At 70.8% G+C, this 16,307-nt stretch carries 12 protein-coding genes; 8 read left to right on the top strand and 4 right to left on the bottom strand.

Annotated elements, in window-relative coordinates:
• The first annotated feature begins 73 nt into the window (after positions 1-73).
• The 7 genes from VGT80_RS15760 (at position 74) to ligA (ending at position 10,279) form a co-directional block, all read left to right on the top strand.
• On the top strand, positions 74-799 hold the full coding sequence (locus VGT80_RS15760) for a cell division protein FtsQ/DivIB (protein WP_327457452.1): 726 nt from the start codon (positions 74-76) through the stop codon (positions 797-799).
• Between the two features lie 19 nt (positions 800-818).
• Positions 819-2,156 carry a cell division protein FtsA gene (gene ftsA / locus VGT80_RS15765; RefSeq protein ID WP_327457454.1) on the top strand — a complete coding sequence of 446 codons (1,338 nt, stop codon included), beginning with the start codon at positions 819-821 and terminating at the stop codon, positions 2,154-2,156.
• Positions 2,157-2,477: 321 nt separating this feature from the next.
• On the top strand, positions 2,478-3,965 hold the full coding sequence (gene ftsZ / locus VGT80_RS15770; protein ID WP_327457456.1) for a cell division protein FtsZ: 1,488 nt from the start codon (positions 2,478-2,480) through the stop codon (positions 3,963-3,965).
• A 348-nt stretch (positions 3,966-4,313) separates the two neighbouring features.
• Positions 4,314-5,207 carry a UDP-3-O-acyl-N-acetylglucosamine deacetylase gene (gene lpxC, locus VGT80_RS15775; protein WP_327457458.1) on the top strand — a complete coding sequence of 298 codons (894 nt, stop codon included), beginning with the start codon at positions 4,314-4,316 and terminating at the stop codon, positions 5,205-5,207.
• A 105-nt stretch (positions 5,208-5,312) separates the two neighbouring features.
• On the top strand, positions 5,313-6,317 hold the full coding sequence (locus VGT80_RS15780; protein WP_414693917.1) for an outer membrane protein assembly factor BamD: 1,005 nt from the start codon (positions 5,313-5,315) through the stop codon (positions 6,315-6,317).
• Positions 6,318-6,443: 126 nt separating this feature from the next.
• Positions 6,444-8,135, top strand: coding sequence for a DNA repair protein RecN (recN, locus tag VGT80_RS15785; RefSeq protein WP_327457460.1), 1,692 nt, complete (start codon positions 6,444-6,446; stop codon positions 8,133-8,135).
• Between the two features lie 50 nt (positions 8,136-8,185).
• Entirely contained in the window at positions 8,186-10,279 is a 2,094-nt protein-coding gene (gene ligA / locus VGT80_RS15790) for an NAD-dependent DNA ligase LigA (protein WP_327457462.1), read from the top strand.
• Here ligA and VGT80_RS15795 read toward each other — a convergent pair.
• Entirely contained in the window at positions 10,276-12,087 is a 1,812-nt protein-coding gene (locus tag VGT80_RS15795) for an aminopeptidase P family protein (protein ID WP_327457464.1), read from the bottom strand. The two genes, ligA and VGT80_RS15795, sit on opposite strands and share 4 nt — an antisense overlap.
• Before the next feature lie 97 nt (positions 12,088-12,184).
• Between VGT80_RS15795 and VGT80_RS15800 the strand changes: the two genes are divergently transcribed.
• A complete protein-coding gene (locus tag VGT80_RS15800; protein WP_327457466.1) occupies positions 12,185-12,529 on the top strand; it encodes a GIY-YIG nuclease family protein in 345 nt (114 codons plus the stop codon).
• Here VGT80_RS15800 and VGT80_RS15805 read toward each other — a convergent pair.
• The 3 genes from VGT80_RS15805 to VGT80_RS15815 all read right to left on the bottom strand — a co-directional run bounded on the left by VGT80_RS15805 (position 12,526) and on the right by VGT80_RS15815 (position 16,301).
• Positions 12,526-13,392, bottom strand: coding sequence for a 50S ribosomal protein L11 methyltransferase (locus tag VGT80_RS15805; protein WP_327457468.1), 867 nt, complete (start codon positions 13,390-13,392; stop codon positions 12,526-12,528). The two genes, VGT80_RS15800 and VGT80_RS15805, sit on opposite strands and share 4 nt — an antisense overlap.
• A 42-nt stretch (positions 13,393-13,434) precedes the next feature.
• Positions 13,435-13,878 (bottom strand): hypothetical protein, encoded by a 444-nt coding sequence (locus tag VGT80_RS15810; RefSeq protein WP_327457470.1) that lies wholly within the window; start codon positions 13,876-13,878, stop codon positions 13,435-13,437.
• A gap of 89 nt (positions 13,879-13,967) precedes the next feature.
• Positions 13,968-16,301 (bottom strand): UvrD-helicase domain-containing protein, encoded by a 2,334-nt coding sequence (locus VGT80_RS15815; protein WP_327457472.1) that lies wholly within the window; start codon positions 16,299-16,301, stop codon positions 13,968-13,970.
• Positions 16,302-16,307 lie beyond the last annotated feature (6 nt).

Here is a 16,307-nt window from a genome sequence, read left to right on the forward strand (position 1 = left end):
CAAGCCGCGCGCGTCCAAGGCGACCGGGCCTTCTCCCAAGCTCATCCTGACCGCCGCCGCCGGGCTGCTGGCCGTGGTCGGCGTCGCCGTCCTGGCCACCGGCCACCGCGGCGCGCGGCTGGTCGCCACCGCCCAGTCCGCCGTCGACGGCAAGTTCGGCCAGGCGGGTTTCCGCCTGCGCAAGGTGCGCATCGAGGGCGCCTCGGCCATGGCCACCGGCGACATCGTCAAGGCGGCCGGCGTCTACAAGGACGAGCCGCTGCTGGGTCTCGACCTGCCCGCGCTTCGCAAGCGCATCGAAGCCGTCGGCTGGGTGAGGGACGCCCGCATCGTGCGCCTGCTGCCCGACACCCTGGTGATCGCCGTCGCCGAGCGCCGGCAACTAGCGGTCTGGCAGCACGAGGGCAAGACCATGGTCATCGACGACCACGGCCTGGTGATCCCCGAAGCCGATCCCGCCCGCTTCGCCAGCCTGCCCCTGGTGGTGGGCGTCGGCGGCGCCGAGGCCGCGCCGAAGATCCTGCCGCTGCTGGCCCAGCGCCCCAAGCTGATGGGCCGAATGGACGCCCTGGTCCGCGTCGACGATCGGCGCTGGGATATCCGCTTCAAGGACGGCTCGTTGATCCAGCTCCCCGCCGTGGACGAAGAGGCGGCCCTGATGCAGCTCGAGCAGCTCGACCAGCGCTCGCGGATCCTCGACCTGGGTTTCGAACGCATCGACCTGCGCAACCCCGACGTGGTGGCCGTCCGGCCGCGCGAGCCGCTCCCGCCCGGACGGCTGCCGATCGCCGGCGCGTGAGAGAAGAAGTGACGAGAGAATGCTGAAGTTGGCCGCCAAGCCGCAGGACAAGAAGGACGGCCGCGAGGGACTGAAGGCCGCGCTCGTGCGCCCGCCGGTGGTCGCGGCCGTCGACCTGGGCGCCTCGAAGGTGACCTGCTTCATCATGAAGCCGGAGGGCGTGCGCCGGGTGGACCGGACTCTCACGACGGCGGGTGTTGGGTATGTCCAGTCGCGCGGCGTACGCGGCGGCGCCATCGTCAACCTCGACGAGGCCTCCGAGGCCATCGCCCAGGCCGTCGAGCGGGCCGAGACGGTGGCCGGCGTCTCCGTCCAGGGCGTGACGGTGGCGACCGGCGGCGGCCAGCTAACCTCGCACCGCGTGGCCGGCCGGGTTTCGATCGGCGCGCGGCCCATCGCCGACAACGACCTCGTGCGCGCCATCCAGCACGCCCTCTCCCAGATCAAGCTGCCCGGCCGGCGGGCCGTGCACATCCTGCCCGTCGGCTGGTCGGTGGACGGTCAGGGCGGGGTGAAGGATCCCCGCGCCATGTTCGGCCGCGCGCTCGGCGTCGAGCTGCTGGTCGTCTCCATCGCCGAGAGCATCTTCCACACCCTGGGCGCCTGCGTGGAGCGCGCCCACCTGCAGCTGGAAGGCGTCGTCGCCGCCCCCTTCGTCTCGGCGCTCGCCGCGCTGGAGGAAGACGAGATGGACTTAGGGTCCGTCTGCATCGACATGGGCGGCGGCTCGACCTCGGCCGCGGTGTTCAATCAGGGCTCGCTGGTGCACGTCGAGACCGTGCCGGTCGGCGGCCATCACGTGACGCAGGACATCGCCCGCGGTCTCTCGACCTCCATCGCCGGCGCCGAGCGGATCAAGACCCTGCACGGCTCGGCGATCGCATCGGCCAATGAAGACCGGGAGATGATCGAGGCGCCGCCGCGGGGCGACGATCCCGGCGCCGGCCCGGTGATCGCGCCGCGGTCCCTGCTGAAGGGCATCATCGCCCCGCGCGTCGAGGAGACGCTGGAGCTGCTCCGCGACCGGCTCAAGGCGTCGGGCGCGCCCATCGAGCCCGGCGCGGGCCTAGTGCTGACCGGTGGCGCGAGCCAGCTGGCCGGCGTCCGCGAGGTCGCCGTCCGCGTGTTCGACCGCCCGGTGCGCCTGGGCCGTCCGCGCCGCGTGCCGCACCTAGCCGACGCCGCCTCAGGGCCTGCGTTCACCGCCGCCGCCGGCGTCCTGCACCGCGCCGCCTTCGGCCCGCGCGAGGCGGTCTCCACCCGCGCGCTCACCTCGGCCAAGCTGCGCCGCGAACCGCTCGACCCCCGCGCCAACCCGGTCGCCAAGGCCGCCGCCTGGCTGCGCGAGAACCTGTAGGCGACCGGCCGGCGTTCGCCGGCTCGGCTCCGCGCTGAACCCTGTCACATCCCCGTCGGTGAATCGGCGAACAATAATTCACCGCTAACCCCCGGTTGCAGCGGCCGGACAGACGGTCGCAGATGGCGCCGCCGATTCGGCTGAGCCTTTGAGTCGCAAGCGTTTTTTTGCGGAGTCGTGGACCTCGCCCGAGCGGCGACTCACGGTATGGGCTTAACCCTCGATTAAGGATGTCGGTCGCCTAGTAACCCATCCTTAAGGAGGAGCGTTCGCGGGGGGTCGCGGGCGCCCCAGCGGCATTCGGCAGACGGCAGGGGTCCCATGACCATCTCACTCACAGCCCCCCGGGCGACGGAATTGAAGCCTCGGATCGTGGTGTTCGGCGTCGGCGGGGCCGGCGGCAACGCGGTCAACAACATGATCGAGGCGGGTCTGGAGGGCGTCGAGTTCGTCGTCGCCAACACCGACGCCCAGCAGCTCCAGTTCGCCAAGACCGAGCGGCGCATCCAGCTCGGCGTGACCGTCACCCAGGGCCTGGGCGCCGGCGCTCATCCCGAGGTCGGCATGAGCGCGGCCGAGGAGAGCATCCCGGAGATCGGCGAGCATCTCGACGGCGCCCACATGGTGTTCATCACCGCGGGCATGGGCGGCGGCACCGGCACCGGCGCGGCCCCGATCATCGCGAAGTGCGCCCGCGAGCGCGGCATCCTGACGGTCGGCGTGGTCACCAAGCCCTTCCACTTCGAAGGCCGCCACCGCATGCGCCTGGCCGACGCCGGCATCGGCGAGCTGCAGCGCTATGTCGACACCCTGATCGTCATCCCCAACCAGAACCTGTTCCGCGTCGCGAATGAGCGGACCACCTTCGCCGAAGCCTTCGGCATGGCCGACCAGGTGCTGCATTCGGGCGTGCGCTCGATCACCGACCTGATGGTGCTGCCGGGTCTGATCAACCTCGACTTCGCCGACGTCCGCACGGTGATGACCGAGATGGGCAAGGCGATGATGGGCACGGGCGAGGCGGCCGGCGAAGACCGCGCCCTGATGGCCGCCCACAACGCGATCCAGAACCCGCTGCTCGACGAAGTGTCGCTGAAGGGCGCCAAGGCGGTGCTGGTCAATGTCACCGGCGGCCTCGACATGACCCTGCTGGAAGTCGACGAGGCGGCCAACGCCATCTCCGAACAGGTCGACCCGGAGGCCAACATCATCTTCGGCGCGGCTTTCGACCCGTCGCTGGACGGCATGATCCGCGTGTCGGTGGTCGCCACCGGCATGGACGGCGCCTCGATCGCCGCCATCGAGCCCAAGCCCGAGCGCCGCTCGCTGACCGCCCCGCCGCTGCGCATCTCCGAGCTGGAAGCCACTGCGCCGGACGACGCCGGCGAGACGGCGCCCGAGATCGCCGAACCGATTGCCGCCTCCGAGACCGCCGAACCGGCGCTCGGCCTCGCCTTCGAGGAAGAGCAGCCCGATCTCTACAAGGCGCCCGCCGCCAACACCTCGGCCGCCGAGCCCAGGATCACCGCCCCGGTCACCCGCATCGTCGACCCCTCGGTCGCCGAAGACGACGAGATCGACGACGAACCGCTGTTCGCCGAGCCCGCCTATGAGCGTCGTCCGCGCGGCGGCTTCCTCAGCCTGTTCGGCGGACGTCCGCGCTACGACGCGCCGGCCAGCGCGCCGGCCGCCCGCCCAACCGCGAGCCGCGGCGGCGCCCAGCCGCTGGAAGCCGCGGCCCCGGAAGAGCACGCCGAAGCGGCCGAGGACCTGGAGATCCCGTCCTTCCTGCGACGGCTGGCGAACTGATCTCCTTCCCTCCCCTTCGTGGGGAGGGGGGCTGGAGCGAAGCGACAGACGGGTGGGGAGGTCACGATCAAGCTCCGCGCCTGATCCACTATTCCCCATCCCCCGCACCTGCGGCGCGTCGACCCTCCCCATGCAAACGGGAGGGAAAGGACCTGCGGCAAAGCGCCTGAACGTTCAGAATCGTTGACGAATTTGGCTCGCTCCGAGGGGCGCCCGTTAACCTTTCCCAAAGCGAAACATTGCGAAACACGAAGTGCTTTGCTGCGGCGCATCAACCACCTTAGCCGGTGAGTTGGGGACGTAGCGACCGACGCCGTTCGGGCCGCAAGATTTTCGGAAAGGTCCAGCGTGACCGCAGACGCCTTCCAGCACACGCTCCGGGCTCCGGCGACGTTCGCCGGCGTCGGCGTGCACACTGGCGCCTACACCCGCGTGGCCGTTCGTCCGGCCGCCCCCGACACCGGCATCGTCTTCGTCCGCACCGATGTGACCGGCGGCGACAACCGCGTGCCCTGCGCGCCGGAGACGGTCGTGAAGACCCAGCTGGGCACCGTGATCGGCAACGAGGCGGGCGTCACCGTCGCCACCATCGAGCACCTGATGGCCGCCCTGGTCATGCTGGGCGTCGACAACGCCCTGGTCGAGCTCGACGGGCCGGAGATGCCGATCATGGACGGCTCCAGCCTGCCGTTCATCCGCGTCCTCGACCGGGCGGGCCTGCGGATGCAGGACGCGCCGCGTCGCTACATCGAGATCCTGGAGACCGTCGAAGTGGTCGAGGGCGACAAGCGCGCCGCGCTGAAGCCGGCCGACAGCTTCGAAGTGGCCTTCGAGATCCGCTTCGAAAGCCCGGTGATCGGGACTCAGGCCATCGACATGGCCATGGACGGACAGGCCTTCCGCGACGAGCTTGCCGACTGCCGCACCTTCGGCTTCCTGCATGAGGTCGAGCAGCTGCGCAGCCTTGGCCTCGCGCGCGGCGGCACGCTGGAGAACTGCGTGGTGATCGAAGGCGACCGGGTGATCAACCCCGAAGGCCTGCGCCGCCCCGACGAGTTCGTGCGCCACAAGGCGCTGGACGCGATCGGCGATCTCTATGTGCTGGGCGCGCCGATCCTCGGCCGCTTCGAGGGCGAGCTGGCCGGCCATGCCATCAACAACCTGCTGGTCCGAGCCTTGGCGGCGCGGCCGGAGGCCTGGCGCTACGTGACCTTCGCCGAAGCGCTGAGGCAGGCGGTCTAACTCCGCGACTGCGACCCCCCGTTCCGTTTGCGCCATCGGGCGCGTGGTGTAGAAGCGGTGACTCGCGTGGGGGCGCGCGTTAAGTCCTTTGAGGTGAAGGTGATCTTGCTTCGGAATTCGTGGGCTCGCCCGGCGCTGGTCGCCGCCCTCTGCGCACTCGCCGTCGCCGGCTGCGCCGGCAAGAAGAAGACGCCCAAGCTGGCCTATGAAGAGCGCCCCGTGGAGCTGCTCTATGCGACCGGCGCCGACTACCTCGATCGCCGCCTGTGGAACCAGGCGGTCGACTATTTCGGCGAGGTGGAACGCCAGCACCCCTATTCGGAATGGGCCCGCCGCTCGATCCTGATGCAGGCCTTCGCCCACTACGAGGGCAACAACTATCCCGAGGCGATCGCCGACGCCGATCGCTTCATCCAGCTCTATCCGGGCAACCCGGCGGCGGCCTATGCGCACTATCTGAAGGCCGTCTGCTACTTCGAGCAGATCGTCGACGTGGGCCGCGACCAGGCGGCCACCGGTCAGGCGCTCGACAACCTGCGCGAGGTGGCCCAGCGCTACCCCAGCACCGAATACGCCCGCGACGCCCGCGTGAAGATCGACATGGTCAACGACCAGCTGGCGGGCAAGGAAATGAACATCGGGCGCTACTACCTGCGCCAGGGCGACACGCTGGCGGGGATCAACCGCTTCAAGGGCGTGGTCGACCACTATCAGACCACGACCCACACTCCCGAGGCGCTCTACCGGCTGGTCGAGGGCTATCTGACGCTCGGCCTCATCGACGAGGCGAAGAAGAACGGCGCGGTGCTGGGCTATAACTATCCAGGCGACCCCTGGTACGCCGACGCCTACAAGCTCTTGACCTCGAACGGGCTACGGCCCGCGGTGGAGCCCAGCGTGCATGGCCGGCGCGGATTGTTCCGCCTGCCCTTCACCCGCGACAAGTCCACCACCATCAAGCCGCCCACCGCCGCCGCGCCGGCCGCTCAGACCACGGCGGACGCCACGCCGGCCGCCAAGACCACCACCGACGCCAGCGCTGCGGCCACGCCGGCCGCGGTCCCTGACAAGCCGAAGAAGAAGCGCTCCCTCTTCCATCCGTTCGGCTGAGCCGTCCTTCCTCGCGCCGCGGGAGAGGGCGACGGGTGGCATCTTGATTTTCGGAACAAAAGGTGATCAACATTTCCCCGACAGGCGGCCTTCGCGGGCGCTGATTCTCAGGCGATCCTCGCACCCATGCTGATCGGACTGTGGATCCGCGACGTGGTCCTGATCGAGGCCCTGGACCTGTCCATCGGGCCGGGCCTCACCGTGCTGACCGGCGAGACCGGGGCCGGCAAGTCGATCATCCTGGACGCCCTGGGGCTCGCCACCGGCGCGCGCGCCGACGCGGGCCTGGTGCGGCGCGGCGCCGCCCAGGCCGCGGCCTCCGCCGTCTTCGCCCCGGCGCCGGACCACCCGGTCTGGGATCTGCTGGAGGACAAGGGCCTCTCCTACGCCCGCGACGAGGACCTCGTCCTGCGCCGCACGCTGGGCGCCGACGGCCGCAGCCGCGCCTTCGTCAACGACCAGGCGACCGGCGTCGGCGTGCTCAAGGAAATCGGCGAGGCCTTGCTGGAAGTGCACGGCCAGCACGAGACCGTCGGCCTGCTGGACGCCCGCACCCATCGCCCGATGCTCGACGTGTTTGGCGGACTGGAGGCCCAAGCCGCAGCCGTCGCCAGGGCCTGGGAAGGCTGGCGCGCGGCGCGCGCCCGGGTCGAGGCGCTGCATCGTATCGCCCAGACCGCCGCCGACGAGGCCGAGGAGCTAACGTTGCGGCTCTCCGAGATCGAGCGGCTCGATCCCCGCGAAGGCGAGGAAGCCGAACTGGCGGGGGAGCGGGCGATCCTGGGCGCGTCCGAAAAGGCGCTGGCCGAGATCGGCTCCGCCCGCGAGGTGTTCGAGGGCCTGACCAGCCGCATGGCCGGGGCGGTGCGCTCGCTCGACCGGGCGCGGGAGCGCGCGCTCAGCGCCGGGGCGACGGAGGACGCCGCGGCCGTCAAGCGCCTGACACAGGCCTCGGCGGCCCTCGACCGGGTGCTGATCGAGGCGCAGGAGGCCGAAGCCGCCGTCGACGCGGCGGCCGAAGCCTTCGAGTTCGAGCCCGACCGGCTGGAGAAGGCCGAGGAGCGGCTGTTCGACTTGCGGGGCCTGGCCCGCAAGCTCCACGTCAGTGTCGAGGAGTTGCCGATCCTTCGAGTGCGCTTCGCCGAGCGCCTGCGGGCGGTGGAATCCTCCGAGGACGCGCTGCGGGCGGCCGAGACCGAGCTGGCGACGGCCCGCAAGGCCTACCTCGCCGACGCCGAGGCGCTGAGCGCTGCGCGGCGGACGGCCGGCGAGGCCCTGGCGACGGCCGTGATGGCCGAGCTCGCGCCGCTGAAGCTGGAGAAGGCGCGGTTCCAGGTGGGCCTCGAGACCATGCCGGAGGATCGCGCCGGCCCCACTGGGCTCGACCGCGTCACCTTCCAGATCGCCACCAACCCCGGCGCGCCCTTTGCCGACCTGGGCGCCATCGCCTCTGGCGGCGAGCTGGCCCGCTTCGCGCTCGCCTTGAAGGCGGCGCTGGCCGGCCGCGGGGCCGGCCCGGCGCCTCTGATGATCTTCGACGAGGTGGATCAGGGCGTGGGCGGCGCGGTCGCCGACGCGGTCGGCCTGCGCCTGAAGCGCCTGGCCGGAGAGGCCCAGGTGTTGGTCGTCACCCACAGCCCGCAGGTGGCCGCCCGCGGCGACACCCACTGGCGGATCGCCAAGGCCGGGGAGGGCGAGCGCGTGCGCACCGTGGTCGAGCCGCTTACCGCCGCGGACCGCGAGGAAGAGATCGCCCGCATGCTGGCCGGCGCTGAGATCACCGAGGCCGCGCGCGCCGCGGCGCGGGCGCTGATGTGACCTTCCTCTCCCGCTTGCGCGGGAAAGGAAGGGCGCTAGAGCTTTCCGAGATGTCCGTCACACCTAAGCCCGTCGCCGATCTCACCGAGTCCGAGGCCCTCGACGAGTTGACCGCGCTCGCCGATGAGATCGCGGCGCACGACGTCCGCTATCACCAGCAGGACGAGCCTTCGATCAGCGACGCCGACTACGATGCGCTCAAGCGGCGCAACGGCGAGATCGAGGCGCGCTTCCCGCAGCTGATGCGGGAGAACTCCCCGACGCTGCGGGTCGGCGCGGCGCGCTCCGAGCAGTTCTCGCCCGTCGAGCACGGCGTGCCCATGCTCAGCCTCGACAACGCCTTCTCCGACGAGGACACCGCCGAGTTCGACGCCCGGGTGCGGCGGTTCCTGCGGCTCAGCGAAGAGCCGGTGGCCTATACCGCCGAGCCGAAGATCGACGGCCTCTCCTGCTCGATCCGCTATGAGGACGGGGTGCTCGTCCAGGCGGCCACCCGCGGCGACGGCCGGGTGGGCGAGGACGTGACGGCCAACGTGCGGACCCTGGCGGAGATCCCCAAGCGACTGCAGGGCTCCGGCTGGCCCGATGCCGTCGAGGTCCGCGGCGAGGTCTATCTGGGTCACGAGGAGTTCGCCGCCCTGAACGAGGCGGCCGCCGCGGCGGGCCAGAAGACCTACGCCAACCCGCGCAATGCCGCCGCGGGATCGCTGCGCCAGATCGATCCGAAGATCACCGCGGCCAGGCCGCTGCGGTTTTTCGCCTATGCCTGGGGGCTGATCTCGGCGCCGTTTGCCGAGACCCAGTGGGAGGCGCTCAGCAAACTGAAGGCCTGGGGCTTCCAGACCACGCCGCAGAGCCGCTGCGTGGCGGGGGTCGACGGCCTGCAGGAAGCCTACCGCGAGATGGAGGCGCTGCGTCCGCACCTCGGCTACGACATCGATGGCGTGGTCTACAAGGTCGACCGGCTGGACTGGCAGAACCGCCTGGGCTTCGTCTCCCGGGCCCCGCGCTGGGGCATTGCGCGCAAGTTTCCCGCGCAGCAGGCGCGCACGGTGCTCGAAGCGATCGACATCCAGGTGGGGCGCACGGGCGCGTTGACGCCGGTGGCCCGGCTGACGCCGGTGACCGTGGGCGGCGTGGTGGTCACCAACGCCACCCTGCACAACGCCGACGAGATCGCCCGGCTGGACGTCCGCGTCGGCGACACGGTGATCCTGCAGCGCGCCGGCGACGTGATCCCGCAGATCGTCAGCGTCGTCCCGGAGGAGCGGCCGAAGGGCGCCAAGCCCTACGACTTCCCGGACATCTGCCCGTGTCCGCTGCACACCGAGGCGGTGCGCGAGACGACGGCGTCGGGCGCCGAAACCGTCGTGCGCCGGTGCTCGGGCGAGTTCGCCTGCCCGTTCCAGAAGCTCGCCCACCTGCGCCACTTCGTGTCCCGCCGGGCCTTCGACATCGAGGGCCTGGGCGAGAAGCAGCTGGTGATCTTCACCGAGCGCGGGTGGCTCAACTCGCCGGCCGACATCTTCCGCCTGCATGAAAAGCGCGAGGATTTGCTGGCCATCGAACGGTTCGGCGAGACCAGCGTCACCAACCTGCTGGCCGGCATCGAGGCGCGGCGGACCATCGCGCTCGACCGCTTCATCTATGGGCTCGGCATCCGCCACATCGGCGAGACCACGGCGGTGGTCATGGCCCGCGGCTACGGCACGGCGCAGGGGTTCCTGGCGGCCATGGACAAGGTGGCCGCGCGCGATCCCGAGGCGATCGAGGAGCTCGATAACCTGGACCAGATCGGCGAGGCGGTGATCGAGGCCGCCGCGGCCTATTTCGCCGAGGACCACAACCGCGCCATGGTCGAGGACCTGCGCGGCGAGCTGATCGTGCTGGAGGCCGAGAAGCCGAAGACCGACACGGCGGTGGCCGGCAAGACGGTGGTCTTCACCGGCGCGCTGGAACGCCTGACCCGCGACGAGGCCAAGGCCCAGGCCGAGCGGCTGGGCGCCAAGGTCTCCGGCTCCGTCTCCAAGAAGACCGATATCGTGGTGGCGGGCCCCGGCGCGGGCTCCAAGCTGAAGACCGCGGCCGAGCTCGGGATCGAGGTGCTGACCGAGGACCAGTGGCTGGAGCTGGTCGGGAGCTAGAGCGGCGCGGTCACCTCGTCCAGCCAGGCGCGGACGTCGTCCGGCAGCAGCGGGCCGATCACCGCGCGGACGCGGGCGTGATAGGCGTCCATCTGGCTGCGCTCTTCCTCGGTCAGCATCGCGACCACGATCAGCCGGCGGTCGAGGGGGGCGAGCGTCAGGGTCTCGAAGGCCATCATCGGCCGCTCGCCCCCCTTCACCTCCTGCGCCGGCGTGACCACCTGGAGGTTCTCGATGCGGATGCCGTAGGCGCCTTCCTTGTAGTAGCCGGGCTCGTTGGAGACGATCATGCCGGGGCGCAGGGCCACGCTGTTGGGCGCCTTGGCGATGCGCTGCGGGCCCTCGTGCACGCCGAGGTAGGAGCCGACGCCATGGCCGGTGCCGTGGTCGTAGTCGAGGCCGTGCGCCCAGAGCGGCGCGCGAGCCAGCGCGTCCAGCGCCGAGCCGGTGGTGCCGGCCGGGAAGCGCACGCGGGCCAGCGCCAGGTGGCCCTTCAGCACCAGGGTGAAGCGCTCGGCCATCTCATGGCTGGGCTCGCCGATGGCGACCGTGCGGGTCACGTCGGTGGTGCCGTCGAGGTACTGGGCGCCGGAATCGACCAGCAGCAGGGAGCCGGCCTCGGCGCGCTTGTTGAGCCGCTTGGTCGGCCGATAGTGGACGATGGCCCCGTTGGAAGCCGCGCCGGCGATGGTGTCGAAGGAGAGGTCCTTCAGCGCGCCGGTGTCCTCGCGGAACGCCTCCAGCTTGGCGACGGCGGTGATCTCGTCGGGGGGACTGGTCTGGCCTTCGGTGGCCAGCCAGTGGAGGAAGCGGGTCAGAGCCGCGCCGTCGCGGGCGTGGGCCTTGCGGGCGCCTTCCACCTCGACCGCGTTCTTCAGCGCGCGCGGCAGCAGGCAAGGGTCCTCGCCGCGCAGCACCTGGGCGCCGGCGCCGTTCAGCGCCTCGAAGTACCAGGCCGAGGACTGGCCGGGATCGACCACCACTCGCTTGCCCTTCAGGTCGGCCAGCGCGCGGGGCAGGTCCTCAGGGGTCTCCAGCTGCACCTCGTTGCCGAGCCAGGTCCTGAGGTCGGGCGTCACCTTCTGCGGATCGAGGAACAGCCGCGCCGAGCCGTCCGAATTCAGCACGGCTTGGCCGAGCGGCAGGGGTGAACGGATGACATCACCGCCCCGCACATTGAACAGCCAGGCGATCGACGCCGGCGCCGTCAGCACCGAGGCGTCCGCGCCGCGCGCCTTGAGCTCCGCGCCGAGGCGGTGGCGCTTGGCCGAGGACTCCTCACCGGCATATTCCAGCGGATGCGGCGCCACGGGCGCCACGGGCTGCGGCGGCCGCGCCGCGCCCCAGGCCTGATCGATGGGGTTCTGGCTGACGGGCCTGAGCTCCGCGCCGGACTTCGCGGCGGCGGCCTTCAGGCGCTCCAGGGCGTCGGGGCTGTGCAGGCGCGGGTCGTAGCCGATCCGGGCGCCGCGCGGCGCGGTCTCGATGTAGGCGGGCACGCCGCCTTCCACGAGATCGCGGATCTCGAACAGCGACTGGTCCACCTGGTCGCGGACCTGCAGGGTGTAGCGGCCATCGACGAAGACGGCGGCCTTGTCCTTGAAGATCACCGCGGCGCCGGCCGAGCCGGTGAAGCCGGTGGCCCAGGCCAGCCGGTCGTTGGCGGCGGGCAGATACTCGTTCTGATGCTCGTCCTCGTGCGGCACGAGCACCCCGTCGAGACCCTGCTCGGCCATGGCCTGGCGGATCAGCGGGACGTGCTTGGCTCCGAAGGAGCGGTCGGTGGATTCATCGAAGGTCTGACGCATCCCAGCGATGTAGCCCGTCCCGGGCGGCCGGCAAAGAGCGCCGCGCCGGAAGCGGAGCTGGGTTTGACGGCATGAATCGGCGCGCCTATCCCGGCGCATGGACAAGCAATCCCGACGCGACGCGGTTCGCGACTACAAGGAGCGCAAGCCTTCGGTGGGCGTGTTCGCGGTGCGCTGCGCCGCCACCGGCCAGGTCTGGACGGGGGCTGCCCGCGACCTCGACCAGAAGCAGAATGGCATCTGGTTCGGCCTGCGGACCGGCGGCTACTCCAATCGCGAGATGCAGGCCGCCTGGAACGCCCACGGCGAAGCGGCCTTCGCCTACGAACCGCTGGAGGTGCTCGATGTCGAGGGCGCGAGCGCGATGGGCGTCGATACGCTGCTGAAGGCCGCCGAAACGCGCTGGCGCGGTGAGCTCGGCGCCGGGAAGGTGGTCGGCTAGCCCCGCCGCAGGGTCAGGGCCGACCAGGCGTCGCGGTGCAGGCGGCGCTCCAGCCGAAAGCCGCGCGAGACATAGGCCGCCAGCACCCGCCGCTCTTGGGTCCGCAGCAGGCCCGAGAGGATCGCATAGCCGCCCGGCTGCAGGGCGTCCTTGATGTCCTGGGCCAGGGCCACCAGCGGCGGGGCCAGGATGTTGGCGAACACCAGGTCGTAGGGGCCGTGGTCGCGCACGGCCGAGGCGTCGAGGCCGCTGGCGTGGACGAAGCGGGCGTGGGCGCGGTTGAGCGCCGCGTTTTCGTTGGCGATGCGCACCGAGGGCGCATCGATGTCGGTGCCGATGGCGACCGGTGAGCCGGTGCGCGCCGCGGCGATAGCCAGCACGCCGGTGCCGCAGCCGACGTCCAGCACCCGCTCGAAACGCCGTTGCTTCAGCAGCCGGTCGTAGGCGATCAGGCAGCCGACGGTGGTGCCGTGGTGGCCGGTGCCGAAGGCCGCGCCCGCCTCGATCCGCAGGTTGACGGTGTTGGGCGGGGCCAGGCCCTTGTCGTGGGCGCCATAAACGAAGAACCGGCCGGCCCTGACCGGCGGCAGGCCCGACAGCGACATGGCCAGCCAGTCGGCGTCGGCCAGCACCTCGACGGCGACCCTCAGGCCGCCGAAGCCGGCGAGGACGCCGGCGATCGCCACCTGCTCGTCGGCCGCGGTCGGGAAGGCGTCGATGCGCCAGACGTCGTGGTCCTCGTCCTCCTCCAGGATGGAATAGGTCAGGGCCTCGGTGGCGGGATCGGCGTCCAGGGCCGCCGCGGCGGCCTCGGCCTGCGCGCGGGGTCCGCGGGCGATGATCTGGACGGCCTGTTCGCTCATCCGGCTCCGTCTAGCGAGAGCCTCGGCGAAAGGCGAGGGCGCTTAGCCCCGGCCGTCGTCTCCGGTCTCGGGACGGGCGGGGGGCGGCAGGCCGGCGTCGGACGTCTGGCCGCCCTCGATCGAAGGATAGCTCGGCGGTTCGCGCGGCGGCTCCTGGTAGGTCGCCCGCGTGAGCGGCAGGTCCGGCGGCGTTTCGATGGCGGCCATCTTGGTTTCTCGCGGCAGGGGCGAGGGCTCGGCGGTGAGCGCCGGCGGATTGAGCGACCTCTTCCAGTCGGTGCCCAGCACATAGTCCGGCAGCTGACCCTTGAAGTTGGCGAAGGCCGCGCCGTCGTCGAACGGTCCGGTGGAGCGTCCGCCGCCCCAGCCGGCGAGGATCTGCGGCCCGGCGGGGCGATCGTCGCCGCCCAGGTCCGGCTTGGCCACCGCGCCCATCAGCAGGCCGGCCGCCAGCGCCACCCCCGCTCCCGTCCACAGCGCGTTCACCTTTGATGTCTCCGTTCCATGCCGCGGCCTAACAAAGCGCGGTGGACGGATTGGTTCAGGGTGAAGCTAGATGTGGGTCGCCGGCGGCGTCAGCCCTTCTCGACGAAGCTGTCGATGACCTTCTTTTCGCCGGCCTTTTCGAAGGCCACGGTGAGCTTGTTGCCGTCGATGGCTGTGACCTGGCCGTAGCCGAACTTCAGGTGGAAGACCCGGTCGCCGCGCTTGTAGTCGCTGGCCGCCGACGCATCGGAGACCGCCACCAGCCGGCCTTCGCCCTCGATCACCTGCTGGCGGCCCGGATGGCTGCCGCGATAGCCGGCCGCCTGGGCGCGCCGCCACCCCGGCGAGGAATAGCCGGCGCCGAAATTGGGCGCCTCGTCCCAGCGGCTGCCGTGCTGCTGCATGCCGGGGCCGCCGCCGTAATACCCCGTTTCGGAAGAGGCCTCGACGTTGGCGAGCGGGAGTTCGTCGACGAACCGGCTCGGGAGCTGGCTGGTCCAGCGGCCATAGACCTGGCGGTTGGCGGCGAAGGAGACGCGGGCCTCCTCGCGGGCGCGGGTGAGGCCGACGTAGGCCAGGCGCCGTTCCTCCTCGAGGCCCTTCTCGCCCTTCTCGTCGAGGCTGCGCTGCGAGGGGAAGATGCCTTCTTCCCAGGCCGGCAGGAACACCAGCGGGAACTCCAGCCCCTTGGCCTGGTGCAGGGTCATGATCTGCACCCGGTCGCCGCCGGAGGTCTTGTCGAGGTCGAGCACCAGGGAGACGTGTTCGAGGAAGGCTTCCAGGGTGTCGAACTGGCTCATGGCGCCGACCAGTTCCTTGAGGTTCTCCAGCCGGGTCTGGGCCTGCGGCGTGCGGTCGAGGCGCAGGGCGTCGGTATAGCCGCTCTCCTCCAGGACCGTCTCCATCAGCCGGGCGTGGTGGGTGCGCTCGGCCTCGCCGCGCCAGCGGTCGAGGTCGCGCAGGAAGTTGGCGAGCTGGCTGCGGGTGCGGGCGGCGAGTTCGTCGGTGAGCACCAGCTGGCGGGCGGCGGCCCAGGCCGAGACGCCGTTCAGGCGGGCCACCTGCAGCAGCTTCTGCACCGTGGTGTCGCCGATGCCCCGCTTGGGGGTGTTGACGATGCGCTCGAAGGCCAGGTCATCGCTCGGCGAATAGATCAGCCGCAGATAGGCGACCGCGTCGCGGATCTCGGCCCGCTCGAAGAATCGGGGGCCGCCGATCACCACATAGGGAATCTGCAGCAGGAGGAAGCGGTCCTCGAAAGCGCGCATCTGGAACGCGGCGCGGACCAGGATCGCCATGTCGCGGTAATTGCGGCCCTTCTTCTTCGCCTGCTCGATCTCGTCGGCGATCAGCCGGCTCTCGGCGTCGCCGTCCCAGACGCCGCGCACCACCACCTTTTCGCCGCCTTGGCTCTCGGTCCACAGCGTCTTGCCGAGCCGCCCCTTGTTGGCGGCGATCAGGCCCGAGGCGGCGGCCAGGATGTGGCTGGTGGAGCGGTAGTTGCGCTCCAGCCGGACCACCTTCGAGCCCGGGAAATCCCGTTCGAAGCGCAGGATGTTGTCCACCTCGGCGCCGCGCCAGCCATAGATCGACTGGTCGTCGTCGCCGACGCAGCAGACGTTCTGGCTCTTCTGGGCCAAGAGGCGCAGCCACAGATATTGGGCGACGTTGGTGTCCTGGTACTCGTCCACCAGGATGTAGCGGAAACGGCCATGGTACTCGGCCAGCACGTCGTCGTGGCCGGTGAAGATGGTCAGGTTGTGCAGCAAGAGGTCGCCGAAGTCGCAGGCGTTGAGGATGCGCAGCCGCGCCTGATAGAGCCGGTAGAGGGTCTCGCCCTTGCCGTTGGCGAAATGGGCGCCTTCCTGGGGCGGCAGCTTGTCGGGCGTCCAGCCGCGGTTCTTCCAATGGTCGATCATCCCGGCGAGCGCCTTGGGCGTCCAGCGCTTGGGGTCGATGTTCTCGGCTTCCAGCAGCTGCTTGATCAGCCGCTCCTGATCGTCGTCGTCGAGGATGGTGTAGTTGGACTTCAGCCCCACCAGCTCGGCGTGGCGGCGCAGGATCTGGGCGGCGATCGAGTGGAAGGTGCCGAGCCAGCGCAGCCCCTCGGCCTGGGGCCCGATGATGGCCGTGATCCGCTCGCGCATCTCGCGCGCGGCCTTGTTGGTGAAGGTGACGGTGAGCAGCTCCCATGGCCGCGCCCGGCCGGTGGCCAGGATGTGGGCCAGGCGGGTGGTGAGCACGCGGGTCTTGCCGGTGCCGGCGCCGGCCAGCACCAGCACCGGACCCTCGGTCGCCTCCACCGCGGCCCGCTGCTCGGGGTTCAGCCCGGCCATGTAGTCGCCCATCGGAGCGCTCGGGCGCGCCAGATCGCTGACGCGCGGGGCAGGCAGATCGGGGGAGGGGCCGGAGGAGTCGGACATCGGAAG

Origin of the sequence: Phenylobacterium sp. (assembly GCF_035944335.1) — a bacterium.
Lineage (GTDB): Bacteria > Pseudomonadota > Alphaproteobacteria > Caulobacterales > Caulobacteraceae > Phenylobacterium.